This is a genomic window from Stenotrophomonas sp. CASM114 (assembly GCF_049384325.1).
In the GTDB taxonomy this organism is placed as follows: domain Bacteria; phylum Pseudomonadota; class Gammaproteobacteria; order Xanthomonadales; family Xanthomonadaceae; genus Stenotrophomonas; species Stenotrophomonas muris.
This window is the reverse complement of record NZ_JBMRGJ010000006.1, coordinates 68891-94410: the sequence shown is the minus strand read 5'-3', so window position 1 is coordinate 94410 and position 25520 is coordinate 68891. Positions and strand designations below refer to the sequence as shown.

Sequence of the window (25520 nt, the reverse complement as noted above, 5' to 3'; positions counted from 1 at the left end):
CGCTACAGGAATCGCTGCGCGATTCCGTGGTTCCCAGCGGGAACCGCTGCGGCAAGCACACTAGGTGTGCTTGCCGCTTCTCCATATCGAAACCAGGATCCATACGCCGCAGAAGCCGGCGCCGATGAATCCGCACACGCCCAGCGCCAGCAACCAGCGGCTGGAAACCCCGCCGACGCTGTGCATCACGATCGACGAGCCGATGATCAGCGCGGCCGTGATCACGCCCACCACCAGTCGGTTCGCGGCCCGGTTCACCTGCTCGCCAAAGCCCTGCAGCGCGGTGGTCTCCACCTTCAGCTGGAGGCGCCCACGGCGCGCCGCCTGGACCAGCTTGCGCAGGTCGCGCGGCAACTCGCCAGCGAAGTCGACCAGGCCCAACAGGCTGCGCCGGCCGCGCTTGAGCAGCGCCCTGGGCGCATAACGCTGCAGCACCACACGCTCCAGGAACGGGCGGGCGGCGCTGGCCATGTCGAAATCCGGATCCAGCTGCCGGCCCATGCCTTCCAGGGTCAGGAAGGCCTTGATCATCAGTGCCAGGTCGGCCGGCAGGGTCAGGCTGTAGCTGCGCAGCAGCTGGGTGATGTCGCCCAGCATCAGGCCGATGCGCAGGTCCTTCAGCGGCACGCCACGGTACTGGTCGACGAACTGGCTGATGTCGTGCTGCAGCCGGTTCTCGTCCACTTCCACGCCGCCGGCCCAGTCCAGCAGCACGTCGGCCACGCCCTGCGGGTCCTGCTCGACCAGGCCGTGCAGCAGTTGCGCGACCTGGAAGCGGCGCACTTCGGACAGCGCGCCGACCATGCCGAAATCGATCACGCCGATGCGGCCGTCACGCAGGTAGATGATGTTGCCGGGGTGTGGATCGGCGTGGAAGCTGCCGTCCTCCAGCACCATCTTGAGCACGATGCCGGCACCACGCCGCGCCAGCTCGCGCCGGTCCAGGCCCGCCGCATCGACGCCAGCCAGATCGCGGCCGGGAATGCCGTCGACGAAGTCCTGCACGTTCAAGCTCTCGCAGGTCCACTGCCAGTGCACCTTCGGAATCAGTATGTCGTCACGGCCGCTGAAGTTGCGCGCGATGCGTTCGGCATTGCGGCATTCGGCGGCAAAATCCAGCTCGCGGCGCAGCGATACGGTGAACTGCTGCACGACCTCGGCCGGGCGATAGCGACGCAGGTCCGGCAACCGGGCCTCGACGATCTCGGCCAGCCGCGCCAGCAGCCGCAGGTCGGCCTCGACCACGTCGCGGATGCCGGGACGCCGCACCTTCAGCACCACCTCACGACCATCATGCAGCCGCGCGCGATGGGCCTGCGCCAGCGAGGCGGCGGCCATCGGGGTTTCGTCAAGGAAGGCGAATACCTCCGCCGGCGACGCGCCCAGGTCGGCTTCGAGCTGCCCGCGGATCTCGGCGTACGGCAGGGCCGGCACCGCGTTCTGCAGTTCGGACAGCTCGGCAATCCACTCCGGCGGCAACAGGTCGACGCGCGTTGCCAGCACCTGGCCAAGCTTGACGAAGGTCGGGCCAAGATCCTGCATCGCACTGCGCACGCGCACCGGTGCGGTCATCCGCAGCAGTTCCTGCCGGTCCTCGTTCCAGTGCAACAGGCGCCCTGCCCGCTCCAGCGTGCTGGCCAGGCCGATGCGCCGCACCACGTCGCCGAAGCCGTAGCGGATCAGGACAACGGCGATTTCCTGCAGTCGGCCCAGGTCACGGACCGTGCCCAGCGTTTCCCACATCATGCGTGCTCCGGACGATTACCGGAGCAGCATGTCACAGCTGGGCGTCGATACCGCGCAATGCCGCCGCCACGGTTTGCCGGCGGATGGCTTCGCGGTCGCCATCGAACTGGAACAGCTCGGCGCGGGCGTAGCCACCGCGGCGCTTCCAGCCGATCCAGACACTGCCAACTGGCTTGTCCGGACTGCCACCGCCGGGGCCGGCGATACCGGTCACCGCCACGGCGATGCCGGCACCGGAGTTGACCAGCGCACCGGACACCATCTCCAGAACGGTTTCGCGACTGACCGCGCCGAACTGTTCCAGCGTCTGCGCACGCACGCCCAGCAGGCGCTGCTTGGCTTCATAGCTGTAGACCACCATGCCGCAGTCGAAGAACGCCGAAGAACCGGCGATGTCGGTCATGCACTTGGCGATCCAGCCGCCACTGCAGCTTTCGGCCGTGACCAGCTGCAGCGAGGCCTGTTGCAGGCGCTGCCCGAGCGCGGCGGACTGGGCATTGAGATCGGCGTCGGTGGGGATGGACATCGGCATGACGGTGGGGTGAAGAACCCCGTTGTACCGCAGATGACAGGCGGATGTCGCGCCCCTCGGGCACGATTGCGTTGCCGGCCAGCGGCCGGCACTACCAGCCATGGGCCGCTAGCTCACCACTCCGGCAGTTTCTCCGGCAGCAGCGCCCGGATCGGCGCGCCATCGGCACTGGCGGCCAGCTTCTCGGCTTCGGCAATCGGCAGGTCCACCTGCAGCAGCCAGCCCTCTTCATCGGCCTGTTCGCTGCGGATCACTTCCAGCTGGTGCAGGCGCGCACGCAGGCGCCCGGCATCCGGCGGCAGGCGCAATTCACCGGTCACGTGCTGCAGGCCCAGGCGCTTGCCCAGCACTGCCTGCAGCAGCTCAAGGCCCTGCCCGTCACGCGCGGAAATCCAGACACGTTCACGACGCGACTCGTCGGGCACGCCATCCTGGCCATCGTGGCGGACGTCGGCACCGTCGATGCGGTCGATCTTGTTGAACACCAGCAGCTGCGGCAGGTCACCGGCACCGACCGCGGTCAGCACCTCGTCCACCTGGGCGATGCGCTCCTCGCGGTGCGGATCGGCGGCGTCGACCACATGCAGCAGGAAATCGGCCTCGCGCGCCTCGGACAGCGTCGAGCGGAACGCGGCGACCAGATCATGCGGCAGGTCGCGGACGAAACCGACGGTGTCGGCCAGCACCACGCTGCCGCCCGGGACCGCGATGCGGCGCACGGTCGGGTCCAGCGTGGCGAACAGCTGGTCGGCGGCATAGGCCTCGGCGCCGGTCATGGCGTTGAACAGGGTCGATTTGCCGGCGTTGGTGTAGCCCACCAGGGCCACGCGCGGCAGCTCGCTGCGCACACGCGCGCGGCGCATCTGGGTGCGCTGCACTTCAACCTTCTCCAGGCGCTTCTGCAGCTGCTCGACCCGCTTCTGCAACAGGCGGCGGTCGGTTTCCAGCTGGGTTTCACCCGGGCCACGCAGGCCGATCGAACCGCCGCGCTGGCGCTCCAGGTGGGTCCAGCCGCGCACCAATCGCGTAGCCAGGTGACGCAGCTGCGCCAGCTCGACCTGCAGCTTGCCCTCGTGGCTGTGTGCACGCTGGGCAAAGATGTCCAGGATCAGACCGGTGCGGTCGATCACCCGGCGCTCGAGGAAGCGTTCCAGGTTGCGCTCCTGACCCGGGCTCAGCGCATGGTTGACCAGGATCAGGTCGGCGCCACTGGCATCGGCGGCGGCCTTGATCTCGTCCAGCTTGCCGCTGCCGATCAGGGTTGACGGATTCGGACGGTCCAGGCGCGCGGTGATCGTCGCGGCGATGCTGGCCCCAGCCGAGCGGGCCAGATCACCGAACTCTTCCAGCACATCGTCTTCCAGCTTGCCGAAATGGGGCTGGATCAACAGGGCGTGTTCGCCCTTTTTCGAGCGGTCAAACATTCACCGCTCCGGTATTACTCGTCTGCTTCATCACCTGCCTGACCACCTTCACCCGACTGCACGTAACCACCGCCCGGACCGACCTTCACGTTGCGTGCCGGAACCACCGTGGAAATGGCGTGCTTGTAGACCATCTGACTGACCGTGTTGCGCAGCAGGACCACGAACTGGTCGAACGACTCGATCGTGCCCTGCAGCTTGATGCCGTTCACCAGGTACACCGAAACCGGCACGCGCTCGCGCCGCAGTGCGTTCAAGAAAGGATCCTGCAGCGATTGCCCCTTGGACATTGCACACTCCTGATTATTGTTCTTATTGGGTTGCCGACGGTTGCCACGGCCCCCGAGCCGCCCGCCGACCGATGATGTTACACGGCTGGCGGGGGTTCAGCGTGCGACGAAGGCCGACACCGCGCCGGCAAGGCGCTCCTGGTCGATATGGGGGTCGAACCAACGCGCATCAAGCTCGCCGCGCAGCCACGTCAGCTGGCGCTTGGCCAGCTGGCGGGTGGCGAAGATCGCCTTGTCACGGAAACGGGCGGCATCCCCCTCCCCGTCCAGGTACTCCCAGGCCTGGCGATAGCCGACCGCACGCACCGCCGGCAGGTCCAACGGGGCCTCCACGGCGGCCATTTCCGGCATCGCGCGCAGTGCCCGCACTTCGTCCAGGAAGCCCTGCGCCAGCATGGTGTCGAAGCGCGCCTCGATGCGCTGGTGCAGTACCGCGCGGTCACGCGGGGCCAGGATCAGCTTGAGGGTGCGCACCGGCAGCCGCGCTACGCCCGGACGGCGCTGCCATTCAGTGATGGGCGTACCGGTCAGGCGATAGACCTCCAGTGCCCGCTGGATGCGTTGCGGGTCGGTGGCATGGATGCGTGCCGCGGCGGCCGGATCGACCTCGGCCAGCTCTGCGTGCAATGCCGCCCAGCCCCGCTCGGCCGCCTCGGTGCTGAGTGCTTCGCGCATCACCGGGTCGGCCTCCGGCATCGGCGACAGGCCCTGCAGCAGGGCCCGGAAGTACAGCCCCGTGCCACCTGCCAGGATCGGCGTTTTGCCGCGTGCCACGATGTCGGCCACGACCCGGCCGGCATCGGCGGCGAACTCGGCCGCCGAATAGGTCTGCCAGGGATCGCGCAGGTCCAGCAGATGGTGCGGCGCCTGTGCACGCTCGGCCGCATCAGGCTTGGCCGAGCCGATGTCCAGGTGGCGGTATACCAGCGCCGAATCGACGCTGACGATTTCGCCGTCCAGTTGCTGTGCCAAAGCGATTGCGGTGGCGGTCTTGCCACTGGCGGTCGGCCCCATCACGGCGATCGCCAGCGGCCGCCGATCGACGCCCATCAGTCTTCGTCCGGCCAGAGGATCGTCGGCGCAGCGTCGGCACGGGGCGTCGGCACGGCCTCCACTGCCTGCCAGATCTTCAGCGCATCGACGGTGGCCGCCACGTCATGCACGCGCACGATGCGCGCGCCACGTTGGACCGCGATCAGGTGCGCGGCCACCGAAGCCGCCACGCGTTCGGAGGGCGTGTCGCGGCCAGTGAGTTCCCCCAGGCTGCGCTTGCGTGACAGGCCGGCCAGCACCGGCACCCCCAGCTCCAGGAAGCGCTCCGAACGCGCCAGCAGGGTCATGTTGTGGGCGGTGCTCTTGCCGAAGCCAAAACCGAGATCGATCAGCAGGTTCTTCTTCACGATGCCTGCCATCTCGGCAGCGAACAGGCGCTGCACCAGGAAACCATGCACCTCGGCGACCACGTCGTCGTAGTGCGGATCGGCCTGCATGTGGCCCGGCTCGCCCTGCATGTGCATCAGCACCACCGGCACGCCGGTTTCGGCGGCAGCTTCAAGCGCACCGCCCTGGCGCAGGGCGAAGATGTCGTTGATCATGCCGGCGCCAGCGGCCACCGCCGCGCGCATCACCTCCGGCTTGAAGGTATCGATGCTGATCGGCACCCGGGTGCGGGCGGCCAGCTGCTCGATCACCGGAATCACCCGGCGCAGCTCCTCCTCGACCGGGACCGGCGCAGCGCCCGGGCGGGTCGATTCGCCGCCGATATCGAGCAGGTCGGCGCCCTCCTCGACCAGCTTCAGGCCATGGGCGACCGCAGCCTCGGTGGTGTCATGCGCGCCGCCATCGGAGAAGGAGTCCGGGGTGACGTTGACGATGCCCATGACCCGGGCACGGTCGAGGCGCAGGATGCGGCCGGCGCAATCGAGCTGGGGCGAGGTATCGAACATGGGCAATCCTGCAGGGACGACGGCGGGTAGTTTAGTTCGGCAGGGCGGCGCCCTGCACCCGCAGAGGCCCGGGCTACAGCAACAGCCGAAGCAACAGCCGAAGCAACAGCAGGTGTACTGAGGGATGGCGTGGGGTCAGATCCGTTTTCCTACGGAAAACGGATCTGACCCCGAATTGATTCGATATCTGACAGAGATTCATCCACGCATGGCGTGGATCTACCGTGTCGACCAAGGTCGACACCTGCCAACAGCGGCCGGAATCTGTCAGAGGTGGGGCGGTGTCGGAGGGCGGGGTGTCAGCCGTATGGATGCGGCTGCCAAGCCCCCATGGATGGGTTCACGGCGTCCCCGCACTCCGACACCGCCCCGCCAACCCACGGAATGTTGCTGTTGCTGTTGCTGCTGAGGTTGCCGGCCAGCGGCCGGCACTACCGCGGGTGCAGGGCGCAGCCCTGCCGCGGCGCCGTCAACGCCGCCGACGCTTGCGGTCCACGTACAGGGTTCTGGCGATGCTCAGCACGATGCCGACACCGATACCCACCACGCAGCCCAGCAGCAGGTTGTCGGCGCCCAGCCCTACGCCCACGCCGACCACGGTGGCGATGATCATTTCGGCGGTGTGGGAAATCGGTTCAGGCTTCGGGGCGGACATGCAGGCTCCAGCATCAGTTCGGTTCGGAAGGGGCCGAAGGCCCAGAAACGACAAGGCCGGGTTTCCCCGGCCTCGTCTGGTGTCACGTGCAGCGGGCCGTCAATGCGATTCGGCCGGGCCTGCGATCGGCGGCAGCGGGCGGGCGTCGCCGCCCTTGTCGTTGCCACCGTCCTTGTTCGACTTGCTCCAGCCCGCCGGCGGCGGCGGATCGCGGCCTTCCATGATGGCGTCGATCTGCGGTGCGTCGATGGTCTCGTACTGCAGCAGCAACTGCGACATCGCATGCAGCTTGTCGATGTTCTCGGTCAACAGCTGGGTGGTGCGGGCATAGGCCTTGTCGAGGATGTTGCGCACTTCCTCGTCGATCCGGCGCGCCGTGTCGTTGGACACGCTCTTGTGCTGGGTGACCGAACGCCCCAGGAACACCTCGTCGTCCTCTTCGCCATAGGCGATCGGGCCGAGCTGCTCCGACAGGCCCCACTTGGTGACCATGTTGCGGGCCATCTTGGTTGCGCGCTCGATGTCGTTGGAGGCGCCGGTGGTGACCTTGTCCTCGCCGAAGATGAGCTCTTCGGCGACACGGCCGCCGTACAGGGAGCACAGCTGCGACTGGATCGCCACGCGGTTCATCGAGTACTTGTCGCCTTCCGGCAGGTACATCGTCACGCCCAGCGCACGGCCGCGCGGAATGATGGTGACCTTGTAGACCGGATCGTGCTCGGGCACCAGGCGGCCGACGATGGCGTGACCCGCTTCGTGGTACGCGGTCAGGGTCTTCTCGTCCTCGCTCATGGCCATCGAGCGGCGCTCGGCACCCATCAGGATCTTGTCGCGGGCACGGTCGAAGTGGTCCATGCGGACTTCCTTCTCGTTGCCGCGCGCGGCGAACAGGGCCGCCTCGTTGCAGAGGTTGGCCAGGTCGGCGCCGGAGAAGCCCGGGGTACCACGTGCGATCACCATCGGCTCGACATCGTCGGCCAGCGGCAGCTTGCGCATGTGGACCTTCAGGATGTGCTCGCGGCCCTTCACGTCCGGCAGGCCGACCACCACCTGGCGATCGAAACGGCCCGGACGCAGCAGCGCCGGATCCAGCACGTCCGGACGGTTGGTCGCCGCGATCACGATCACGCCTTCGCCGCCTTCAAAACCATCCATCTCGACCAGCAGCTGGTTCAGGGTCTGCTCGCGCTCGTCATGACCACCGCCCAGGCCTGCGCCACGGTGGCGACCGACGGCGTCGATTTCGTCGATGAAGATGATGCACGGGGCGTGCTTCTTGGCCTGCTCGAACATGTCACGCACGCGGCTGGCACCCACGCCGACGAACATTTCCACGAAGTCCGAACCGGAGATCGAGAAGAACGGCACCTTGGCTTCGCCGGCAATGGCCTTGGCCAGCAGCGTCTTGCCGGTGCCCGGCGGGCCCACCATCAGCACGCCGCGCGGAATCTTGCCGCCCAGCTTGGTGAACTTGGACGGGTCGCGCAGGAAGTCGACCAGCTCACCCACTTCTTCCTTGGCCTCGTCGCAGCCGGCGACGTCGGCGAAGGTGACCTTGATCTGGTCCTCGCCCTGCAGCTTGGCGCGCGACTTGCCGAAGGACATCGCGCCCTTGGCACCGCCGCCGCCGCCCTGCATCTGGCGCATGATGAACAACCAGAAGCCGATGATCAGGATGACCGGCAGGAAATTCATCAGGATCGCGCCCAGGGAAATGCCGCTGGACGGCTCCTCCTGCACGATCTCCACGTTCTTGGTGCGCAGCACGTTGATCAGGTCACGATCGAACGGCGCGGTGATGGTGGACGACTGCCCACCGCGGGTGGTGTAGGTCAGCTGGCTGGTGCCGCCGCGCATGTCGCCGCCGAAGGCGACCTTCTGCACGTTGCCGCTGTCCACCTGGTCCAGGAACTGCGAGTACGACGCGCCCTGCGCGCCGGCCCCGGAGGACTTCGGCGAGAAGCTCTGGAAGACCACCATCAGCACGACGGCGACGACCACCCATAGCAGGAGGTTCTTGGTCAAGTCGTTCATCCTCATTGGCTCCGGTGTTCCTCTCAGTGCTGGCGTTGCGTTGGGGTCGAACTTGCGTACGTTGCGAGCTTACTTCATGTGGGCGCGTTTTCCCTGACCCAAGGCATACACCTCGGGAGAGCGCTTGCGCGACGCCTCCGGCTTGCGGATGGAGACCTTGTCGTAACGGCGGCGCATGTCGCGCACGTAGTCGTCAAAGCCCTCACCCTGGAACAGCTTGATCAGGAACGCCCCACCGGTCTTCAGGTGGTTGTCGGCAAAATCCAGGGCCAGCTCCGCCAGGTGCATCATCCGCGGCTGGTCGACCGCACCTACACCACTCTTATTGGGGGCCATGTCCGACAGCACAAGGTCTACCGGCTGATCCCCGAGCATGGCTTCAAACTGCGATAGGACGGCTTCTTCCCTGAAGTCACCATGAAGGAACTCCACGCCGGCCAGCGGCGGCATGTCCAGGATGTCCAGCGCCAGCACGCGACCGGTGTCCCCGATCTGTCTCCGAACCTGCTGAGACCAGCCGCCGGGGGCCGCGCCAAGGTCGACCACCACCATGTGCGGCTTCAGCAGGCGGTCACGTTCGAGCAGCTCCTCGAGCTTGTAGGCGGCGCGCGAGCGCATGCCCTCGGCCTGCGCCTTCTTCACGAAGGGGTCGGAGAAGTGTTCCTTGAGCCAGCGCTGGCTGCTTTTGCTGCGGGTAGCCATTGAAAATAGGGGCTGATGGGGTCCTCATGATACCCTGATCGTCCCATTCAACCGTGTTTTCCTGCATGTCCATCGCCCTGACCGCCTCCCAGACCCGTTTCCTGCGCGGCCAAGCCCACGACCTGAAGGCCCTGCTGCAGACCGGCGGCAAGGGTGTGACCCCAGCCTTCATCGCTGAGCTGAACGAAGTGCTGGAGCGCCACGAACTGGTCAAGGTGAAGGTCGCCGCAGAGGATCGCGACGCCCGTGACGCGATGATCGGCGAGATCGTCGAAGCCACCGAAAGCGCGCTGGTGCAGCGCATCGGCCACGTCGCGGTGCTGTACCGCCCGAGCAAGGAACAGCGCCAGATCGTGCTGCCGCGCGGCTGATCGTCCTACCGTCATGCAGCTGAACCACGAACCGCCGGATTACGCCTACAGCCTGCGTGCCGCAGATGGCCGCTCGGCCAAGGTGAATGACCAGGTGCTGGGCGGCAGTTTCTTCCTCACCCCGGACCAACTGGTCACGCACTGGCCGGTGGCAAGTGCCGCCGCGCTGCAGTTGGCGGACCTGGAGCCGATCCTGGCGCTGAATCCGGCGCTGATCGTGCTCGGCACGGGAGACCGTCAGGTATTCCCGCCCGCGGTGGTGATGGCCGCCTGTCTGTCGCGTGGCATCGGCCTGGAGGTGATGAACAATCCGGCCGCCGCGCGCACCTTCAACATTCTGGCCGGCGAAGGCCGCAAGGTCGCGGCCGCCTTCATCCTGGAAGGCTGAGTTCGAGCCGCCGGGTGCGCCCGGGCACTAGCTGCCCGAAGGTGTGCAGCGGAACGCGGAGAACGCCTGCAGCCGACCGATCAGGTTGCCACCCTGCCCCCAGCGGATATCCATGACCTTCCAGTCCGGGCCCTGCCGCTGCAGCAGGACCCGGTCGGTCCAGCGATAGTCGCCCACGGCCATGTCGACATGGACCCAGGTGGCGTCACCGCTCGATCCGGGCGCTCCCACCGTTATCGTCTCCGGCCGGTCCGGCGCCAACAAATACGGGCTCTGGTCGAGCATGTGCGGCTTCTCGTCGGGCGCGGCCAGTGCGGTGCAGGCCTGTTCATATGCACGCTGCGCATCGATGGCTGAGCGGAGGGCATCACCCAGCAGCGGAGCAATCGCCGTTTCGTTCGACTGCGGCGCCTGGATGGCGTCGTAGAGGCGGGTGACCACGTCACGTGGATCGCTGGCGGCGGTCGCCAACGGCGCGACGATGAGCAGCGCGAAAAGGGCTGTTGGGCGAGACATGCGGCACCGGATCGGGAGGCTGGTTCCGTTGAAGCATGCCGCTTCCCTGGCTTGTCGGGAAGCTTGAGATGTGCCACTCAAGGTCGCAAACGGCCACCCACGGCGGCCAGCGTACAGTGAGTCGAGCACGGCTCGACGCTACAGGTCGGGAACGCCGAGCATTGCCCGGCGCCACCCGTCCCACTACCTCAACGCGCCGGCAGGTACTGCTGCGGGTCGACCGGCTTGCCGTTGTAGCGGGTGAGCCGGCGGTGTTTGCGGCCCATGGGCCGCACCGTCGGCAAACGCCCGGCGCGCTGCGCCCGGCCGGGGATCCGCCCGGATTATGAATCGACGATCAGCGCGCCGGCAGGTATTGCTGCGGGTCGACCGGCTTGCCGTTGTAGCGGGTGAGCCGGCGGTGTTTGCGGCCCATGGGCCGCACCGTCGGCGAACGCCCGGCGCGCTGCGCCGGGCCGGGGATCCGCCCGGATTATGAATCGACGATCAGCGCGCCGGCAGGTATTGCTGCGGGTCGACCGGCTTGCCGTTGTAGCGGATCTCGAAGTGGACCATGTCGCGGTTCGCACCGGTGCGGCCCATCTCGGCGATCTGCTCACCGGCCTTCACGCTCTGCCCCTCATTCACCAGGCGCTTGCGGTTGTGGCCATAGGCCGACAGCCACTGGTCGCTGTGCTTGATGATGATCAGCTCGCCGTAGCCGACCAGGCCGGCGCCGGAGTACACCACCACACCGTTGGCGGTGGCCTTGACCGGCTGGCCGCTGGTACCGGCGATGTCCACGCCCTGCTTGGTCGCATCGCCGGCAACGTAGCGGCCGACGATCGCGCCATCGGCCGGCCAGCGCCAGGCGATGTTGCTCTTCACCGGACCGGCCGGCGCCGGAGTTGGCGCCGTGCTGCCGGCGCTGCTGCCACCCGGGCGCGGCGCGGTGACCACCGTGGTCGGCGCGCGGCCGCCGCTGGCACCGGCCGGATACAGCCGGATCACCTGCCCCGGATGGATGGTCGAGGGGTTGTCCAGGCTGTTCCAGGCAATCAGGTCGGCCGGGGTGATGTCATGGATGCGGGCCAGCGCATAGATGGTGTCGCCCTTGCGCACCACCACGGTCTGCCCGGGCTTGGGCACCGAGGTCTTCGGCGTGGTCACACCACCACCGGTGCTGCCACCACCAGGACGAACCACAGTGGCGGTGCCGCAGGCGGCCAGGGTGGAAACCAGCAACGCCAGCGCGCCGATGCGCACTCCCTTGCTCAGACGATCAGGACTCATGCGAACTTCGACCTCCATACAAGCCAGGCGATCAGCACCACCACCAACGCGGTGGCGATCCAGCCCAGCGGTTCAATCCAGCGACGCAGTGCCGCTTCAGCACGCGCACCACCGATACGGATGACCGCAGCCAGCACGAACACGCGCTTGCCGCGACCGATCAGCATGCTCAACAGGTACTGCGGCATCGGTACGCCGACGATACCCGATGCCCACGTGAAGACCTTCATCGGGATGGGCATGAAGCCGCCCAGCACCAGGAAGGTGAACACCGCCCACGGCGATTCGGCCATCTTCGCCTGCACGGTGGTGATGCCCTGCTCGATCGCCGGCAGCATGCCCAGCACTTCAAACAGCGGCTTGATCGCCTCGAAAGCGTAGTGACCCAGCGCGTAGCCGACCAGCGCACCGACCATCGAGCCGGCCAGGCTGAGGGTGGCAAACCACCAGCCGCGCTTGGGCTGGGCCACGCACATCGGCGCCAGCATCACCTCCGGCATCACCGGGAAGATGATCGCCTCGAAGAAGCTCAACACCGTCAGGTAGGTCGGCGCGCGTTCGTGCGCCGCCCACTTCATCGCCCGCTCGTACAGCGGCCCGAAAATCTTCATGCAACCCTGCTCCGTGGATTAGTCGAGCATGCCAGACAGCAGCGGCACGAACGTGACCGGCGCCAGCACGTGTTGTTCGATGCTGCCGTCGGCCTTGCGGTCCAGCTGTACCAGCGACTGCGCCCCAGGGCCACCGACCGGCGCCACCAGGCGGCCGCCTTCGGCCAGCTGCTCGATCAGGGCGTCGACCAGTGCCGGCGCCGCCGCAGTGACCACGATGGCATCGAACGGGCCGTGCTCGGCCCAGCCGACGCGGCCGTCGTCGTGCTTGGTGCGGATGTTCATGCCCAGCGCACGGAAGCGCTTGCGGGCCTGGCGCAGCAGATCACCAATGCGCTCCACGGTGTAGACCTCCAGGCCCAACGCGCCAAGGATGGCGGCCTGGTAACCGGAACCGGTGCCGACTTCCAGCACCCGCTTCGGCGAGACCTGCAGCACTGCCTCGGTCATCCGCGCAACCACCCAGGGCTGCGAGATGGTCTGGCCATGGCCGATCGGCAGCGCGGTGTCTTCATAGGCACGCGAGGCCAGGGCTTCATCGATGAACAGATGGCGCGGCACCACCCGGATCGCGTTCAAGGTCGGCTCGTCGACGATGCCGGCTTCGCGCAGGCGGTCGACCAGGCGGTCACGCACGCGCTGCGAGGTCATGCCGATACCGACGGCTTCCGGCTGCAATCGCAGGCGTGGGCTCATGCCGGCTGGTCCAGCGCGGCGCTGAGGCCGCCGACCCAGCTGGCGACCTTCTCCAGCGCCTGGTAGCGGGTGAGGTCGACCTGGATCGGGGTGATCGAGATGTGGCCGGTGCGCACCGCGTGGAAATCGGTACCTGGACCCGAATCCTGCTCACGGCCGGCAGGGCCGATCCAGTAGACCTCGTTGCCGCGCGGATCCTTCTGCGCGATGCAGCCTTCGGCACGATGGCGGTTGCCGAGGCGGGTGACCTCGAAGCCCTTGACCTCGCTCCACGGCAGGTCCGGCACGTTGACGTTGAGGATGGTGTCGGCCGGCAGCGGATCGGCCTTGAGCCGGGCGACAATCTCCACCGCAGCACGCGCGGCGGTCTCGAAGTGCTTCGGATCGTGGTTGCGGCTGACCAGCGAGACCGCCACCGCCGGCAGGCCGAGGAAGCGACCTTCCATCGCCGCCGAGACGGTGCCGGAATAGATCACGTCGTCGCCGAGATTGGCAGCGTTGTTGATGCCGGACACGACAATGTCAGGCTCGAATTCAAGCAGGCCGGTCAGCGCCAGGTGCACGCAGTCGGTGGGTGTACCGGCCACCGAAACGGTGTAATGGTCGATGCGCTTGAGCCGGATCGGCAGGTCCAGGGTCAGCGAGTTGCTGGCGCCGGAGCGATCGCGGTCGGGCGCAACCACCGTGACTTCGTGACCGGCCTCGCGCAGGACCGCGGCAAGCATCCGGATGCCTGCGGCGTCGACACCATCGTCATTGCTGACCAGGATTCGCATCTTCGATTTAACCGCTTGATTTTCCAAGAATTCGATTCCATCACCGTGCAGTGTGGGCGGGACCGTCGCGCTCCCCTGCGGAAGCGGTCGACCCTGCAAGGGCATCGTCTATTGTGCCGCATGCGGGCCGCCGGTCCTACCCTGTCAGCGGTCACGGCCGACATCGAACCGTCATAGGCAGACCTGCGCCGGCGGTTTACCCTGTGCGCATGTCGCACCCTGATGACGAAGATCCGGCCGCCTTGTTCCGTGCGGCCATCGGCGAAGTGAAGCCGCTGCGCAAGGATGCCGAGCCGGCACCTGCCGCGCCCCGGCCGAAACCGCGTGCGCGCATGGCCGAACGTGACGAGGCCGAAGCGGCCGGCGAGTTCGCCCGGCTGCTGCGCGACAGTGCGCCACTGGAAGCCGGCGACGTGGCCAGCTATCGCCGCGACAACCTGCCACCACGCCTGTTCCAGCGCCTCAAGCGCGGCCAGTACTCGGTGCAGGACGAACTGGATCTGCACGGCGCCACCGCCGCACAGGCCGAAGCCCTGCTGCGCCAGTTCCTGCTGGAAGCGCATGCACACGAGTACGGCTGCGTGCGCATCATCCACGGCAAGGGACTGCAGTCCGATGGCGGCGCACCGGTGCTGAAGAACCTGGTCGATCGCCTGCTGCGGCTGCGCAACGACGTGCTGGCATTCCATTCGGCACCGACCGGACAAGGCGGCACCGGCGCGGTACTGGTGCTGCTGGCGCGGCGTTGAAAAGGGGACGGAGGGAATTAAGTCGTTTGTGCCACAAACGACTTAATTCCCTCCGTCCCCTTTTTTCTGTCAGGCCTGCGAGGCGTCTTCGACGGGGCCGAGTTCGTGCAGCACGGCGGTGGCGTAGCAGCCTGGCGGCAACGCGAACGACAGTTCCAGCACGTCGTCGGCCAGCCACTGGTGCTGCAGCAGCGCCGGACGCAGGCGCAACGCGCGGCGCTCCTGCTTCAGGCGCGCATCTTCCAGGCCGGCCCGCAGTGCCTTCGACTCGTCGTCGTCCAGCGCGGCCAGCTCCAGCTCACGCGCAGCGTCGGTGCTGCGCAGCTCGCCTTCGCCCCACAACGGCGCGCTGGGATGGATGTCGAAACGCGCCAGCCGCTCGGCCAGCACATCCGTGTACGGCTCGGGGCCGAACACACTGCGACTGCCATCGAGCATCCAGACTTCGCCATCGAGCGGCTGGTCCCAGCTGCCCTGCTCCACGCGCGCGGCCAGCACGCGGTTGAACAGCGCCGAACGGGCTGCAGAGAGCAGCAGCGAACGCTGGTCCTTGCGCATGCGGCGGCCACCGAACATCGCCAGTGCAGCCGGCACGTTGCCACCGTCGCGGCCGAAACGCTGTTCACCAAACCAGTTCGGCAGGCCGCGCGCGGCAATCTGCTGCAGGCGCTCGCTGATCGCGGCGGCATCGCCCTGCACCTCGCGCAGCACCAGCTTGAAGCGGTTGCCGGCCAGGGCGCCGCGCTGCAGCTTGCGGTTGTGCCAGGTTGCCTCGATGACTTCGATTTCGTCACTGGCCAACTCGGCCAGGTCCGGCGCAATGCGCTTGGGCAGGTGCACGCTGAAACGCTGGGTGGTGACCGCGTAGCGGTCTTTCATGCCGGCGTAACTCACCGCCATTTCCGGCAGGCCCGCCCATTTTGCCAGTACCTTGGCCACATGCACGGTGTTGGCGCCGCGCTTGCGGATGTGCAGCAGCAGATGCTCGCCTTCACCGCTCGCCTCGAACGCCGGCAGTTCATCCACCTGGAAATCGTCCGGCGTGGTGCGGATGCGCGCCGTCAACAACGGCGCACCAAACGCCAACGGCAGCGGGATCATGCCGCCACCAGCAACACGACCGCCTGCGCGGCGATGCCTTCACCACGGCCGGTGAAGCCCAGCTTCTCCGAGGTGGTGGCCTTGACGCTGACCGCGTCCAGCGGCAGCTGCAGCAACCCACCGATGCGCTCACGCATCGCAAGCGCATGCGGGCCGACCTTCGGCCGCTCGCAGATCACGGTGATGTCGGTGTTGCCGACGCGCCAGCCGCGCTCACGCAGCAGGCTGTCGCAGTGGCGCACGAACTCGCTGCTGTCGGCCCCCTTCCAGCGGTCGTCACTGGGCGGGAAATGCTGGCCGATATCGCCCAGCGCCAGTGCGCCGAGCATGGCATCGCAGAGGGCGTGCAGGATCACGTCGCCGTCGCTGTGTGCAAGCACGCCGCAGCTGTGCGGCACGTTCACTCCGCCAAGCATGATGTGGTCGCCTTCACCGAAGGCATGGACGTCGTAGCCCTGGCCGATGCGGACGGGCGGGAACGGTGCGGTGCTCATGGATGCAACCCTTGCTGCAGGGCCGCGCGGACGGTCAGCCGGCGCGGCGGGAAAGTACGAATTCAAACCGGTCCAGATCGGCCGGGGTGGTGACCTTGAAGTTGTCCTCGCTGCCTTCCACCAGCAGCGGGCGCTGGCCCTGGCGCTCCATGGCCATGGCCTCATCGGTGACTTCAACACCGGCGGCGGCGGCTTCGGACAGCGCGCGGCTGAGCTGGTGGCGGCGGAACAGTTGTGGTGTCAGTGCGCGCCACAGCCGCTCGCGCGGCTCGGTGCCATCGATGCCACCGTCGTCGCCCGCACGCTTGAGGGTGTCGCGTACCGGTGCGGCCAGGATCGCCCCGACCGGATCGGCACGACCGACTTCAAGCAGGCGGCCGAGATCGACCAGGGACAGGTTCGGCCGCGCGGCATCGTGGACCAGCACGAATTCATCAGCGCGCACCGTCTCCGGCAGCGCCTGCAGGCCAGCCAGCACCGAAGCGGCACGGGTCGCGCCACCGATGCAGGTCAGCACCGGCTTGCCCGCCCACTCGTTCCAGCCGGGCCAGTCGGCGTCGTCCGGGCCGATCACTATCATTGCCCCGGCTACGGCCGGATGCGCCAGCAGGGCGTCCAGGGTATGGGCGAGCAGGATCTGCCCGCCCGCCTGCAGGTACTGCTTGGGCAACGGCGCGCCAAAGCGGGTGCCACGGCCAGCAGCCGGAACCACGACCCAGATCGCCGCACTCATGGCACGTCCGCCGGGTGGTCGCCAACCTGCGCACTGACACCTGCCGCAGGCTGCGCCGGGTGCACCGGCGCATCCTCGACCACGCGATAGAACTTCTCGCCGGGCTTGATCATGCCCAGCTCGCTGCGCGCGCGTTCCTCGATGGCGGACTGGCCTTCCTTGAGGTCCTTCACTTCCGCAGCGAGCGCATCATTGCGCTGCTGCAGGCCCTCATTGTCCCGCTCCTGGTTGGCGACCTGGGCTTCGAGCATCATCACTTCACCCGAATTGCCCGGACCAAACCAGAAGCGGTACTGCAGCCAGCCCAGCAACAGGGCCAGCACCAGCAGCATCCAGCGCCAGTCGCGCATCGGCTCAGCGCTTCAGCGAAACGAACGCGTCACGACCGGCGTAACGCGCGCCGGCGCCGAGGGCTTCCTCGATGCGCAGCAGCTGGTTGTACTTGGCCACGCGATCGCTGCGGCACAGCGAACCGGTCTTGATCTGGGTGGCGGTGGTGGCCACTGCGATGTCGGCGATGGTGGTGTCTTCGGTTTCGCCCGAACGGTGCGAGACCACGGCGGCGTAGCCTGCACGATCGGCCATGGCGATCGCTTCCAGGGTTTCGCTGAGGGTGCCGATCTGGTTGACCTTGATCAGGATCGCATTGGCAGTGCCCGAGTCGATGCCTTCCTGGAAGATCTTCGGGTTGGTCACGAACAGGTCGTCGCCAACCAGCTGCACCTTCTTGCCGATGCGGTCGGTCAGCAGCTTCCAGCCGGCCCAGTCGTTCTCGGCCAGGCCATCTTCAATCGTGATGATCGGGTACTGCGCGGCCCAGTCGGCGAGGAAGTCGACGAACTGCTCGGAGGTCAGGCGCTTGTTCTCGCCGACCAGGTTGTACTTGCCGTTCTCGAAGAACTCGCTGGAGGCCACGTCCAGGCCCAGCAGCACGTCTTCACCGGCGGTGTAGCCCGCCTTGCCGATCGCTTCGAGAATGGTGTCCAGCGCTTCGACGTTGCTGCGGAAGTCCGGCGCGAAGCCACCTTCGTCGCCGACCGCGGTGCTCAGGCCGTGGCCCTTCAGCACCGACTTCAGCGAATGGAAGATTTCGGTACCGGCACGCAGCGCTTCGGAGAACGAGGTGAAGCCGACCGGCAGCACCATGAACTCCTGGAAGTCGACGTTGTTGTCGGCATGCGCGCCGCCATTGATGATGTTCATCATCGGCACCGGCAGCGCCGGGGTCACGCCGGTCCTGGCAGCCAGGTACTGCCACAGTGCCTGCTTGTTCGATGCAGCGGCGGCATGCGCGGCGGCCATCGAAACACCCAGCAGCGCGTTGGCACCCAGGCGGCCCTTGTTCTCGGTGCCGTCCAGATCGATCAGGCGACGGTCGAGGCCGGCCTGGTCGGTAGCCTCAAAGCCCTTCAGCGCGGCGGCAATCGTGGTGTTGACGTTGTCGACGGCCTTGCGCACGCCCTTGCCCAGATAACGGGTCTTGTCACCGTCACGCAGCTCGACCGCTTCCTTGGTGCCGGTCGAGGCGCCGGAGGGAACCGCGGCACGACCGAACGAACCGTCCTCCAGGATGACTTCGGCTTCCAGCGTGGGGTTGCCACGGCTGTCAAGGATTTCACGGGCGTGGATGCTGCGGATCGTACTCATGGTCGGGCCGGTTACCTGTCTGGAGAGGGGGCGACAAAACGAATGCCGCGTGATTATCCCCGGCTGCCCGCCACTTGCCAAATGGCCTGGGCGGCATCAGCCCCAGCTGGACCCGATCACGATCAGGGCCAGCGACACCAGCATCACCAGCAACGCACCGGCCACCGCCGCCGCGATGGGTCCACGACGGCGTCGCCAGGCGAGCACCATCGCCACCAGGCTGCCGACGAAAGACGCACCCAGCGCGACCAGCGCGGCCACGATCCAGTACTGCATGGCCTGGATGGCATGGTTTCCGTCACCCGGCGAGCCGAAGCTGGCCGCAAAGGCCATTACTCCCAGCAGCAGGGACGCCCAGGCGAGCACGGACAGCCCCAGCGCGACCAGGCCCCAGGGCCAGCCGCGCGCCGACGTGCTCGTATTCATCAAAGCAATCCGTAGAACAGGGCGCCGAGCCACAGCGAAAGCAGGATGATCGCAAAGCCAGCCGCCACTTTGCCGCGATTCAGCCGCCAGGCCAGCACCGCGGCCGCGAGGCAGCCCGCGGCACCGAACAGCTCCGCGACCAGCAGCGCAATGAAATACGCACGCAGATCAAGCGCGCTGCTGCCATCACCCGGGGGGCGCACCGACGCCGCACCGATCAGCACCAGGCCAAACATGCCCACGGTGAACAGCACGGCCAGGCCCAGTGCGATCAGGCCCCAGGGCCACTGTTTCCAGTGCCGGCGATGACGCTGGGCTTCCAGCGCCACCCTCGGGTCACGACTCACGCGAAGCGCGAGAAGCCGTGCTTCTTGGTCACCGCGTCAAGCTCCATCAGGGTCTCGAGCAGCGCTTCCATCTGGTCCAGCGGCCACGCGTTGGGGCCATCGGACAGGGCCTTGGACGGATCCGGATGGGTCTCGGCGAACAGGCCGGAGATGCCCACCGCGACGGCAGCACGGGCCAGCACCGGCACGTGCTCACGCTGGCCACCGGAACTGGTGCCCTGCCCGCCCGGCAACTGCACCGAGTGGGTGGCATCGAACACCACCGGGCAACCGGTATCGCGCATCACCGCCAGCGAGCGCATGTCGCTGACCAGGTTGTTGTAGCCGAAGCTGGCACCGCGCTCGCAGACCATGATCTGCTCGTTGCCGGTGGCCTTGGCCTTCTCCACGACCGGCTTCATGTCCCAGGGCGCCAGGAACTGGCCCTTCTTGATGTTGACCGGCTTGCCGGCCGAGCACACCTTGCGGATGAAGTCGGTCTGGCGGACCAGGAACGCCGGGGTCTGCAGCACATCCACCACCGAGGCCACTTCGTCCATCGGGGTGTACTCATGGACGTCGGTCAGCACCGGCACGCCGATCTGCTTCTTGACCTCGGCCAGGACCTTCAGGCCCTCTTCCATGCCCGGGCCGCGGAACGCGGTGCCCGAGGTGCGGTTGGCCTTGTCGAAGCTGGACTTGAAGATGAAGTTGACGCCGAGCTTGTCGGTGACTTCCTTCAGCTTGCCGGCGGTATCGAGCTGCAGCTGCATCGACTCGATCACGCAGGGGCCGGCGATCAGGAACAGGGGCTGGTCCAGCCCGACCTCGAATCCACACAGTTTCATGGCGTTTCCTTGTTGTCCGCAGCACCGGCCGGGCCGGTGCGCTGGGGGTTGAAGCATGCAGGATGGGGGCCGAAGCCCCCATTCACAAGTCAGGCGCGCGCTGCGGAAAGCAGGTTGCCGCCGGCCTTGCGCTCGCGCGCGGCACGGATGAAACCGATGAACAGCGGGTGGCCATCACGCGGCGTGGACAGGAATTCCGGGTGCGCCTGGCAGGCCAGGAACCACGGATGCGCGTCGCGCGGCAGTTCGACCACTTCCACCAGGGTGTCGTCCATCGACTTGCCGGCGATCACCAGGCCGGCATCTTCCAGCTGGGTGCGGTAACGGTTGTTGAACTCGTAGCGGTGGCGGTGGCGCTCGGCGACGACGTCCTTGCCGTACAGCTCACGGGCCAGCGTGCCCGGCTTCAGGCGCTGTTCCTGCAGGCCCAGGCGCATGGTGCCGCCGAGGTCGCTCTTGTCGTCACGCTTCTCGACATCGCCGGTGGCGGTGCGCCATTCGGTGATCAGGCCGATCACCGGGTTCGGCGACTGGCGGTCGTTCTCGGTGCTGTTGGCGCCTTCCAGGCCGACCACGTTGCGCGCGTAATCGACGACGGCCGCCTGCATGCCGTAGCAGATGCCGAAGTACGGCACGTGCTGCTCGCGGGCGAACTTCGAGGTCAGCACCTTGCCTTCGAAACCACGGTCACCGAAGCCACCCGGCACCAGGATGCCGTCGACATCGGCCAGTGCGGCCATGTCGGTGCCTTCCAGATCCTGTGCTTCCAGCCACTTCAGGTTGACCTTGGTGCGCTGGCGCAGGCCGCCGTGCTTCAGTGCTTCGCCGACCGACTTGTAGGCATCCTGGTGATCCACGTACTTGCCGACCACGGCGATGGTCACTTCATCCAGCGGATGCAGGGTCGCATCGACTGCGTCCTCCCACATCGACAGATCGACCGGACCGGCCTTGTCGGCCAGCTTCAGCTGGTTGACCACGATCTCGTCCAGGCCCTGCGCGTGCAGGCCCGACGGAATGCGATACAGCACGTCCACGTCCGGCACGCTGATCACTGCGCGCTCGGAGACGTTGGTGAACTGGGCGATCTTGCGGCGCTCCGAATCCGGCACGGCCTGCTCGGAACGGCACAGCAGCACGTCCGGCTGGATGCCGATCGAACGCAGTTCCTTCACCGAATGCTGGGTCGGCTTGGTCTTCAGCTCACCGGCGGCGCCGATGTACGGCACCAGAGTGAGGTGCATGAACAGCGCCTTCTCCGGGCCACGCTCGGTGCGCACCTGGCGGATCGCTTCCAGGAACGGCAGCGACTCGATGTCGCCGACGGTGCCACCGATCTCGACCAGCGCCACGTCGTAGCCTTCGGTGGCTTCGTCGATGCAGCGGCGGATCTCGTCGGTGATGTGCGGAATGACCTGCACGGTCGCACCCAGGTAGTCGCCGCGGCGCTCCTTGCGGATCACGTTCTCGTAGATGCGGCCGGTGGTGACCGAGTTCTTGCGGCTCAGGCGGGTGCGCACGAAGCGCTCGTAGTGGCCCAGGTCGAGGTCGGTCTCGGCGCCGTCGTCGGTGACATACACCTCACCGTGCTGGAACGGGCTCATGGTGCCCGGGTCGACGTTGATGTACGGGTCGAGCTTCATCATCGTGACCTTCAGGCCACGGGCTTCGAGAATGGCGGCCAGCGACGCGGCGGCAATGCCTTTGCCGAGCGAGGACACCACGCCGCCGGTTACGAAAATCAAGGGAGTCATGGCTGCAAGCATCCTGTCTGGAAATGGAAAACGGCAACACCACGCGCACCCGGAGGGCGGGCATGGTGCTCGGAGGGGGTTTTCCGGTTCGCTGGGACAGCGAGGGAGGTGCGGATCCGTGCGGCGGCAGGCGCCGGACGGGGACCATCGTGCGAGGTCGGGGCGGCCGTGCCGGCCAAATCGACCGTCACCTGCGACCCGCCATGCTGGAAGCCACGCTTGGCCGCTCCAGCCCATTCGCAAAGGGTGGACACGCACTTACTCCCGGAAAGCCATAGTTTACAGATTGATGGCCGCCAACCCAAGGGGCAGACGCCACGTTCCTAAAAAGAAACGCCCCGCTGAGCGGGGCGTTCCGTTGCGCACCCCTTGTCGCAAGGGCGCTTGGCAGGTTGCGGGATCAGCGCTTCTTGCGCGCTTCTTCCTCTTCTTCCTTCTGCGGGGCCGGCTGGCCCTGCGCCTTCATTTCGGCATTGGCCTGAGCACGACGCTTGGCCTTGGCATCGGCCTCGGCCTGCGCCTTGTCGGCCTGGTCACCCTGCTGCGGGGCCGGCTGGCCCGCGTTCTGCGCCACCACCAGCGGCACTGCAACGGCGGCAGCGGCCAGGATTGCAACGGTCAGCAACTTCTTCATGAGGTCCTCCTCGCGGTATGGCTTGGATGTTTCGACCCGATGGGGCCGCCGACGTTCAGATTCCAGCGGCTGCCATTTTACCCCCTCCCCGGCGCCGAGGCTGAACCGCAGGCGTGCAAAATCGCCGTCCAGACCGCACACTTGCGCGTCGCTCCGCGCTTTAGAAGATAGATGAACGCCCGCTATAACGCCGCCGATATTGAAGTCCTGTCCGGCCTTGACCCGGTCAAGCGCCGTCCCGGCATGTATACCGACACCGCGCGCCCGAACCACCTGGCGCAGGAAGTGATCGACAACTCGGTGGACGAGGCCCTCGCCGGCCATGCCCGCTCGATCGAGATCACCCTGTACAAGGACGGCAGCGTGGAGGTCAGCGATGACGGCCGCGGCATGCCGGTGGACATCCATCCGGAAGAGAAGATCCCGGGCGTCGAACTGATCCTCACCCGCCTGCATGCAGGCGGCAAGTTCAGCAACAACAACTACACCTTCTCCGGCGGCCTGCATGGCGTCGGCGTCAGCGTGGTCAACGCGCTGTCGACCCTGGTGGAGGTGCACATCAAGCGCGAAGGTGCCGAACACCGCATCACCTTCCGCAATGGCGACCGCGCCACGCCGCTGGAGGTGGTCGGCACCGTCGGCAAGAAGAACACCGGTACCCGCGTGCGCTTCTGGCCGGACCCGAAGTACTTCGACACGCCCAAGTTCGCAGTGCGCGCGTTGAAGCACCTGCTGCGCGCCAAGGCCGTGCTGTGCCCGGGCCTGACCGTCAAGCTGACCGACGAAGCCACCGGTGAAGTCGATACCTGGCACTACGAAGACGGCCTGCGCGACTACCTGAAGCTGGAACTGGGCGATCGCGAATCGCTGCCGGCCGACCTGTTCGTCGGCAACCTCAAGAAGGACACCGAGGTGGTGGACTGGGCCGTGGCCTGGCTGCCGGAAGGTGAGCTGGTCCAGGAAAGCTATGTCAACCTGATTCCGACCGCCCAGCATGGCACCCATGTCAACGGCCTGCGTACCGGCCTGACCGAGGCGCTGCGCGAGTTCTGCGACTTCCGCAACCTGCTGCCACGCGGCGTCAAGCTGGCCCCGGAAGACGTGTGGGACCGGGTGTCGTTCGTGCTGTCGCTGAAGATGACCGACCCGCAGTTCAGCGGCCAGACCAAGGAACGCCTGTCCTCGCGCCAGGCCGCCGGCTTTGTAGAGGGCGCCGCGCACGATGCGTTCAGCCTGTTGCTGAACCAGAACGTGGAGCTGGGCGAGAAGATCGCGCAGATCGCCATCGAGCGCGCCAGTGCGCGCCTGAAGACCGAGAAGCTGGTCGTCCGCAAGAAGGTCACGCAGGGCCCGGCCCTGCCCGGCAAGCTGGCCGACTGCATCAGCCAGGACCTGTCGCGCACCGAGCTGTTCCTGGTGGAAGGTGACTCGGCAGGCGGCAGCGCCAAGCAGGCGCGCGACAAGGATTTCCAGGCGATCCTGCCGCTGCGCGGCAAGATCCTCAACACCTGGGAAGTGTCGTCCAACAGCGTGCTGGCCTCCGAAGAAGTGCACAACCTGGCCGTGGCCATCGGCTGCGACCCCGGCAAGGACGACATCACCGGCCTGCGCTACGGCAAGGTGGTGATCCTGGCCGACGCGGACTCCGACGGCCTGCATATCGCCACCCTGCTGACCGCGCTGTTCCTCAGGCATTTCCCGGCGCTGGTCGATGCCGGCCACGTGTTCGTGGCAATGCCGCCGCTGTTCCGCATCGACGTGGGCAAGCAGGTGTTCTACGCCCTGGATGAGGAAGAGAAGCGTTCGATGCTGGACAAGATCGAGCGCGAGAAGATCAAGGGCGCAGTCAACGTCACCCGCTTCAAGGGCCTGGGCGAGATGAACCCGAACCAGCTGCGCGAGTCGACCATCCATCCGGATACGCGCCGCCTGGTGCAGCTGACCGTGGACGATGGCGAGCAGACCCGTTCGCTGATGGACATGCTGCTGGCCAAGAAGCGCGCGTCCGACCGCAAGGGCTGGCTGGAGTCGAAGGGCGATCTGGCCTCGCTGGAGGTCTGATCCCGGCACGGGGTCGGATCCCTTTGCCTGGCAAAGGGCTCTGACCCGGTTGGCGGCAGTGGGGTCAGAGCCGTTTCCTGTCAGGAAAACGGATCCGACCCCATGCGCTCCGACCCCATCCGCCCCCATCGGCAAACCCGGCAGCGCCATAATGCGCGTCCACCCGTGTGGACCATCGTATTGGCCAGCCACTCGCTGCTGTTCCCCGGCCTGCCGCTGCACAGTGCACGGCTGGTCCTGAGCCCGATCCGTCGTGACGATGCCGCCGCGCTGTTCACGCTGCAGTCCAACCCGGATGTCATGCGATGGTGGAACCATCCAGCCTGGACGCGACTGGCCGAAGCGCGCGAGCAGATCGACGATGACCTCGCCGCCCATGCCATCGGCACCCAGCTGAAGCTGGCCGTGCGCGAGTCGCTGGAAGGTCCGCTGCTGGGCATCTGCGTGGTATTCGCGGTGGACCGCGATGCGGCGCGCGCCGAGATCGGCTACCTGCTGGCACCCGATCGCCAGGGCCAGGGCTATATGCACGAGGCCCTGCAACAGGTACTGGCCTACCTGTTCCGCACCCTGCACCTGCATCGGGTGGAAGCCGAGATCGACCCGCGCAATGCGCCGTCCGCGCACGTGCTGGAACGCCTGGGCTTCCACCGCGAGGGGGTGCTGCGCCAGCGCTGGCGCATCCAGGGGCAGCTGGCCGACTCGGCCGTCTACGGCCTGCTGGCCGACGACGCCGCCGCAGCCACCCTCCCCGCTTGACCCAATCTGGCCAGTAGCGGGCTCAACGC

29 protein-coding genes are annotated in these 25520 nt (G+C 67.0%); 5 read left to right on the top strand and 24 right to left on the bottom strand.

Annotated elements, in window-relative coordinates; genetic code table 11:
- Positions 1-60 precede the first annotated feature (60 nt).
- From ubiB to rlmE, 9 genes are all read right to left on the bottom strand, one after another.
- Entirely contained in the window at positions 61-1743 is a 1683-nt protein-coding gene (gene ubiB / locus VG566_RS08815) for a 2-polyprenylphenol 6-hydroxylase (protein ID WP_032962195.1), read from the bottom strand.
- A gap of 34 nt (positions 1744-1777) precedes the next feature.
- A complete protein-coding gene (locus tag VG566_RS08810; protein WP_005409020.1) occupies positions 1778-2272 on the bottom strand; it encodes a CinA family protein in 495 nt (164 codons plus the stop codon).
- Positions 2273-2391: 119 nt separating this feature from the next.
- Positions 2392-3702 (bottom strand): ribosome rescue GTPase HflX, encoded by a 1311-nt coding sequence (gene hflX, locus VG566_RS08805; RefSeq protein WP_049405705.1) that lies wholly within the window; start codon positions 3700-3702, stop codon positions 2392-2394.
- 14 nt (positions 3703-3716) lie between these two features.
- Positions 3717-3992 (bottom strand): RNA chaperone Hfq, encoded by a 276-nt coding sequence (gene hfq, locus VG566_RS08800; RefSeq protein WP_004152891.1) that lies wholly within the window; start codon positions 3990-3992, stop codon positions 3717-3719.
- Positions 3993-4088: 96 nt separating this feature from the next.
- A complete protein-coding gene (gene miaA, locus VG566_RS08795; protein WP_241884372.1) occupies positions 4089-5042 on the bottom strand; it encodes a tRNA (adenosine(37)-N6)-dimethylallyltransferase MiaA in 954 nt (317 codons plus the stop codon).
- Positions 5042-5938: a dihydropteroate synthase gene (gene folP / locus VG566_RS08790; protein ID WP_241884371.1), complete on the bottom strand. Its 897-nt coding sequence runs from the start codon at positions 5936-5938 to the stop codon at positions 5042-5044. The genes miaA and folP overlap by 1 nt, the downstream gene beginning before the upstream one ends.
- A gap of 469 nt (positions 5939-6407) precedes the next feature.
- Positions 6408-6593 (bottom strand): hypothetical protein, encoded by a 186-nt coding sequence (locus VG566_RS08785; RefSeq protein WP_014646713.1) that lies wholly within the window; start codon positions 6591-6593, stop codon positions 6408-6410.
- 99 nt (positions 6594-6692) lie between these two features.
- On the bottom strand, positions 6693-8627 hold the full coding sequence (gene ftsH / locus VG566_RS08780; RefSeq protein ID WP_005409015.1) for an ATP-dependent zinc metalloprotease FtsH: 1935 nt from the start codon (positions 8625-8627) through the stop codon (positions 6693-6695).
- A gap of 69 nt (positions 8628-8696) precedes the next feature.
- The gene (rlmE, locus tag VG566_RS08775) at positions 8697-9329 is read right to left on the bottom strand and encodes a 23S rRNA (uridine(2552)-2'-O)-methyltransferase RlmE (RefSeq protein ID WP_005409014.1); all 633 of its coding nucleotides are present in this window, start codon (positions 9327-9329) and stop codon (positions 8697-8699) included.
- Between the two features lie 65 nt (positions 9330-9394).
- Here rlmE and yhbY point away from each other — a divergent pair, with 65 nt between their 5' ends.
- Together yhbY and VG566_RS08765 are read left to right on the top strand one after the other, a co-directional pair.
- Entirely contained in the window at positions 9395-9700 is a 306-nt protein-coding gene (gene yhbY / locus VG566_RS08770; protein WP_014646711.1) for a ribosome assembly RNA-binding protein YhbY, read from the top strand.
- Positions 9701-9713: 13 nt separating this feature from the next.
- Complete coding sequence (locus tag VG566_RS08765; protein ID WP_014646710.1) at positions 9714-10088, top strand: Mth938-like domain-containing protein; 375 nt, start codon at positions 9714-9716, stop codon at positions 10086-10088.
- Between the two features lie 27 nt (positions 10089-10115).
- Here VG566_RS08765 and VG566_RS08760 read toward each other — a convergent pair whose 3' ends face one another.
- From VG566_RS08760 to surE, 5 genes are all read right to left on the bottom strand, one after another.
- Entirely contained in the window at positions 10116-10604 is a 489-nt protein-coding gene (locus VG566_RS08760) for a hypothetical protein (RefSeq protein ID WP_046429909.1), read from the bottom strand.
- A gap of 486 nt (positions 10605-11090) precedes the next feature.
- The gene (locus tag VG566_RS08755) at positions 11091-11876 is read right to left on the bottom strand and encodes a peptidoglycan DD-metalloendopeptidase family protein (RefSeq protein ID WP_046429908.1); all 786 of its coding nucleotides are present in this window, start codon (positions 11874-11876) and stop codon (positions 11091-11093) included.
- The gene (locus tag VG566_RS08750) at positions 11873-12487 is read right to left on the bottom strand and encodes a YqaA family protein (RefSeq protein ID WP_014646707.1); all 615 of its coding nucleotides are present in this window, start codon (positions 12485-12487) and stop codon (positions 11873-11875) included. The genes VG566_RS08755 and VG566_RS08750 overlap by 4 nt, the downstream gene beginning before the upstream one ends.
- An 18-nt stretch (positions 12488-12505) precedes the next feature.
- Entirely contained in the window at positions 12506-13183 is a 678-nt protein-coding gene (locus VG566_RS08745; protein ID WP_014646706.1) for a protein-L-isoaspartate(D-aspartate) O-methyltransferase, read from the bottom strand.
- Entirely contained in the window at positions 13180-13959 is a 780-nt protein-coding gene (surE, locus tag VG566_RS08740) for a 5'/3'-nucleotidase SurE (RefSeq protein WP_032959183.1), read from the bottom strand. Before surE ends, VG566_RS08745 begins: the two co-directional genes overlap by 4 nt.
- Before the next feature lie 209 nt (positions 13960-14168).
- Here surE and VG566_RS08735 point away from each other — a divergent pair, with 209 nt between their 5' ends.
- Positions 14169-14708 (top strand): Smr/MutS family protein, encoded by a 540-nt coding sequence (locus tag VG566_RS08735; protein WP_032959185.1) that lies wholly within the window; start codon positions 14169-14171, stop codon positions 14706-14708.
- Positions 14709-14777: 69 nt separating this feature from the next.
- Here VG566_RS08735 and truD read toward each other — a convergent pair whose 3' ends face one another.
- From truD to VG566_RS08685, 10 genes are all read right to left on the bottom strand, one after another.
- Positions 14778-15809, bottom strand: a complete 1032-nt coding sequence (gene truD, locus VG566_RS08730) for a tRNA pseudouridine(13) synthase TruD (protein ID WP_241884370.1) — start codon at positions 15807-15809, stop codon at positions 14778-14780.
- Positions 15806-16303, bottom strand: a complete 498-nt coding sequence (gene ispF, locus VG566_RS08725; protein ID WP_014646702.1) for a 2-C-methyl-D-erythritol 2,4-cyclodiphosphate synthase — start codon at positions 16301-16303, stop codon at positions 15806-15808. Before ispF ends, truD begins: the two co-directional genes overlap by 4 nt.
- 34 nt (positions 16304-16337) lie before the next feature.
- A complete protein-coding gene (ispD, locus tag VG566_RS08720; RefSeq protein WP_423172627.1) occupies positions 16338-17036 on the bottom strand; it encodes a 2-C-methyl-D-erythritol 4-phosphate cytidylyltransferase in 699 nt (232 codons plus the stop codon).
- Entirely contained in the window at positions 17033-17386 is a 354-nt protein-coding gene (gene ftsB, locus VG566_RS08715) for a cell division protein FtsB (protein ID WP_005412924.1), read from the bottom strand. Before ftsB ends, ispD begins: the two co-directional genes overlap by 4 nt.
- Before the next feature lie 4 nt (positions 17387-17390).
- Entirely contained in the window at positions 17391-18683 is a 1293-nt protein-coding gene (gene eno / locus VG566_RS08710) for a phosphopyruvate hydratase (RefSeq protein ID WP_014646700.1), read from the bottom strand.
- 96 nt (positions 18684-18779) lie between these two features.
- Positions 18780-19109, bottom strand: a complete 330-nt coding sequence (locus tag VG566_RS08705; RefSeq protein ID WP_134967098.1) for a hypothetical protein — start codon at positions 19107-19109, stop codon at positions 18780-18782.
- Entirely contained in the window at positions 19109-19456 is a 348-nt protein-coding gene (locus VG566_RS08700; RefSeq protein WP_197556746.1) for a hypothetical protein, read from the bottom strand. The genes VG566_RS08705 and VG566_RS08700 overlap by 1 nt, the downstream gene beginning before the upstream one ends.
- On the bottom strand, positions 19453-20283 hold the full coding sequence (gene kdsA, locus VG566_RS08695; RefSeq protein ID WP_014036736.1) for a 3-deoxy-8-phosphooctulonate synthase: 831 nt from the start codon (positions 20281-20283) through the stop codon (positions 19453-19455). The genes VG566_RS08700 and kdsA overlap by 4 nt, the downstream gene beginning before the upstream one ends.
- An 89-nt stretch (positions 20284-20372) precedes the next feature.
- Positions 20373-22037, bottom strand: a complete 1665-nt coding sequence (locus tag VG566_RS08690; RefSeq protein WP_241884369.1) for a CTP synthase — start codon at positions 22035-22037, stop codon at positions 20373-20375.
- A gap of 400 nt (positions 22038-22437) precedes the next feature.
- The gene (locus tag VG566_RS08685; protein WP_014646695.1) at positions 22438-22671 is read right to left on the bottom strand and encodes a hypothetical protein; all 234 of its coding nucleotides are present in this window, start codon (positions 22669-22671) and stop codon (positions 22438-22440) included.
- Between the two features lie 171 nt (positions 22672-22842).
- Between VG566_RS08685 and parE the strand changes: the two genes are divergently transcribed.
- Entirely contained in the window at positions 22843-24732 is a 1890-nt protein-coding gene (parE, locus tag VG566_RS08680; RefSeq protein WP_197556747.1) for a DNA topoisomerase IV subunit B, read from the top strand.
- Positions 24733-24912: 180 nt separating this feature from the next.
- Positions 24913-25491: a GNAT family N-acetyltransferase gene (locus tag VG566_RS08675; RefSeq protein WP_111205705.1), complete on the top strand. Its 579-nt coding sequence runs from the start codon at positions 24913-24915 to the stop codon at positions 25489-25491.
- Positions 25492-25520: the final 29 nt, after the last annotated feature.

Bases quoted from the DNA above. Each gene is read 5' to 3' on its own strand.
- yhbY (WP_014646711.1), top strand. From the start codon at position 9,395: ATGTCCATCGCCCTGACCGCCTCCCAGACCCGTTTCCTGCGCGGCCAA.
- VG566_RS08755 (WP_046429908.1), bottom strand. From the start codon at position 11,876: ATGAGTCCTGATCGTCTGAGCAAGGGAGTGCGCATCGGCGCGCTGGCG.
- ispD (WP_423172627.1), bottom strand. From the start codon at position 17,036: ATGAGTGCGGCGATCTGGGTCGTGGTTCCGGCTGCTGGCCGTGGCACC.
- ispF (WP_014646702.1), bottom strand. From the start codon at position 16,303: ATGAGCACCGCACCGTTCCCGCCCGTCCGCATCGGCCAGGGCTACGAC.
- VG566_RS08750 (WP_014646707.1), bottom strand. From the start codon at position 12,487: ATGAAGATTTTCGGGCCGCTGTACGAGCGGGCGATGAAGTGGGCGGCG.
- hfq (WP_004152891.1), bottom strand. From the start codon at position 3,992: ATGTCCAAGGGGCAATCGCTGCAGGATCCTTTCTTGAACGCACTGCGG.
- VG566_RS08685 (WP_014646695.1), bottom strand. From the start codon at position 22,671: ATGAAGAAGTTGCTGACCGTTGCAATCCTGGCCGCTGCCGCCGTTGCA.
- miaA (WP_241884372.1), bottom strand. From the start codon at position 5,042: ATGGGCGTCGATCGGCGGCCGCTGGCGATCGCCGTGATGGGGCCGACC.
- rlmE (WP_005409014.1), bottom strand. From the start codon at position 9,329: ATGGCTACCCGCAGCAAAAGCAGCCAGCGCTGGCTCAAGGAACACTTC.
- VG566_RS08785 (WP_014646713.1), bottom strand. From the start codon at position 6,593: ATGTCCGCCCCGAAGCCTGAACCGATTTCCCACACCGCCGAAATGATC.
- eno (WP_014646700.1), bottom strand. From the start codon at position 18,683: ATGAGTACGATCCGCAGCATCCACGCCCGTGAAATCCTTGACAGCCGT.
- VG566_RS08735 (WP_032959185.1), top strand. From the start codon at position 14,169: ATGTCGCACCCTGATGACGAAGATCCGGCCGCCTTGTTCCGTGCGGCC.
- ubiB (WP_032962195.1), bottom strand. From the start codon at position 1,743: ATGTGGGAAACGCTGGGCACGGTCCGTGACCTGGGCCGACTGCAGGAA.
- surE (WP_032959183.1), bottom strand. From the start codon at position 13,959: ATGCGAATCCTGGTCAGCAATGACGATGGTGTCGACGCCGCAGGCATC.
- kdsA (WP_014036736.1), bottom strand. From the start codon at position 20,283: ATGAAACTGTGTGGATTCGAGGTCGGGCTGGACCAGCCCCTGTTCCTG.
- ftsB (WP_005412924.1), bottom strand. From the start codon at position 17,386: ATGCGCGACTGGCGCTGGATGCTGCTGGTGCTGGCCCTGTTGCTGGGC.
- folP (WP_241884371.1), bottom strand. From the start codon at position 5,938: ATGTTCGATACCTCGCCCCAGCTCGATTGCGCCGGCCGCATCCTGCGC.
- truD (WP_241884370.1), bottom strand. From the start codon at position 15,809: ATGATCCCGCTGCCGTTGGCGTTTGGTGCGCCGTTGTTGACGGCGCGC.
- VG566_RS08810 (WP_005409020.1), bottom strand. From the start codon at position 2,272: ATGTCCATCCCCACCGACGCCGATCTCAATGCCCAGTCCGCCGCGCTC.
- hflX (WP_049405705.1), bottom strand. From the start codon at position 3,702: ATGTTTGACCGCTCGAAAAAGGGCGAACACGCCCTGTTGATCCAGCCC.
- VG566_RS08760 (WP_046429909.1), bottom strand. From the start codon at position 10,604: ATGTCTCGCCCAACAGCCCTTTTCGCGCTGCTCATCGTCGCGCCGTTG.
- parE (WP_197556747.1), top strand. From the start codon at position 22,843: ATGAACGCCCGCTATAACGCCGCCGATATTGAAGTCCTGTCCGGCCTT.
- VG566_RS08745 (WP_014646706.1), bottom strand. From the start codon at position 13,183: ATGAGCCCACGCCTGCGATTGCAGCCGGAAGCCGTCGGTATCGGCATG.
- VG566_RS08690 (WP_241884369.1), bottom strand. From the start codon at position 22,037: ATGACTCCCTTGATTTTCGTAACCGGCGGCGTGGTGTCCTCGCTCGGC.
- VG566_RS08765 (WP_014646710.1), top strand. From the start codon at position 9,714: ATGCAGCTGAACCACGAACCGCCGGATTACGCCTACAGCCTGCGTGCC.
- VG566_RS08705 (WP_134967098.1), bottom strand. From the start codon at position 19,109: ATGAATACGAGCACGTCGGCGCGCGGCTGGCCCTGGGGCCTGGTCGCG.
- ftsH (WP_005409015.1), bottom strand. From the start codon at position 8,627: ATGAACGACTTGACCAAGAACCTCCTGCTATGGGTGGTCGTCGCCGTC.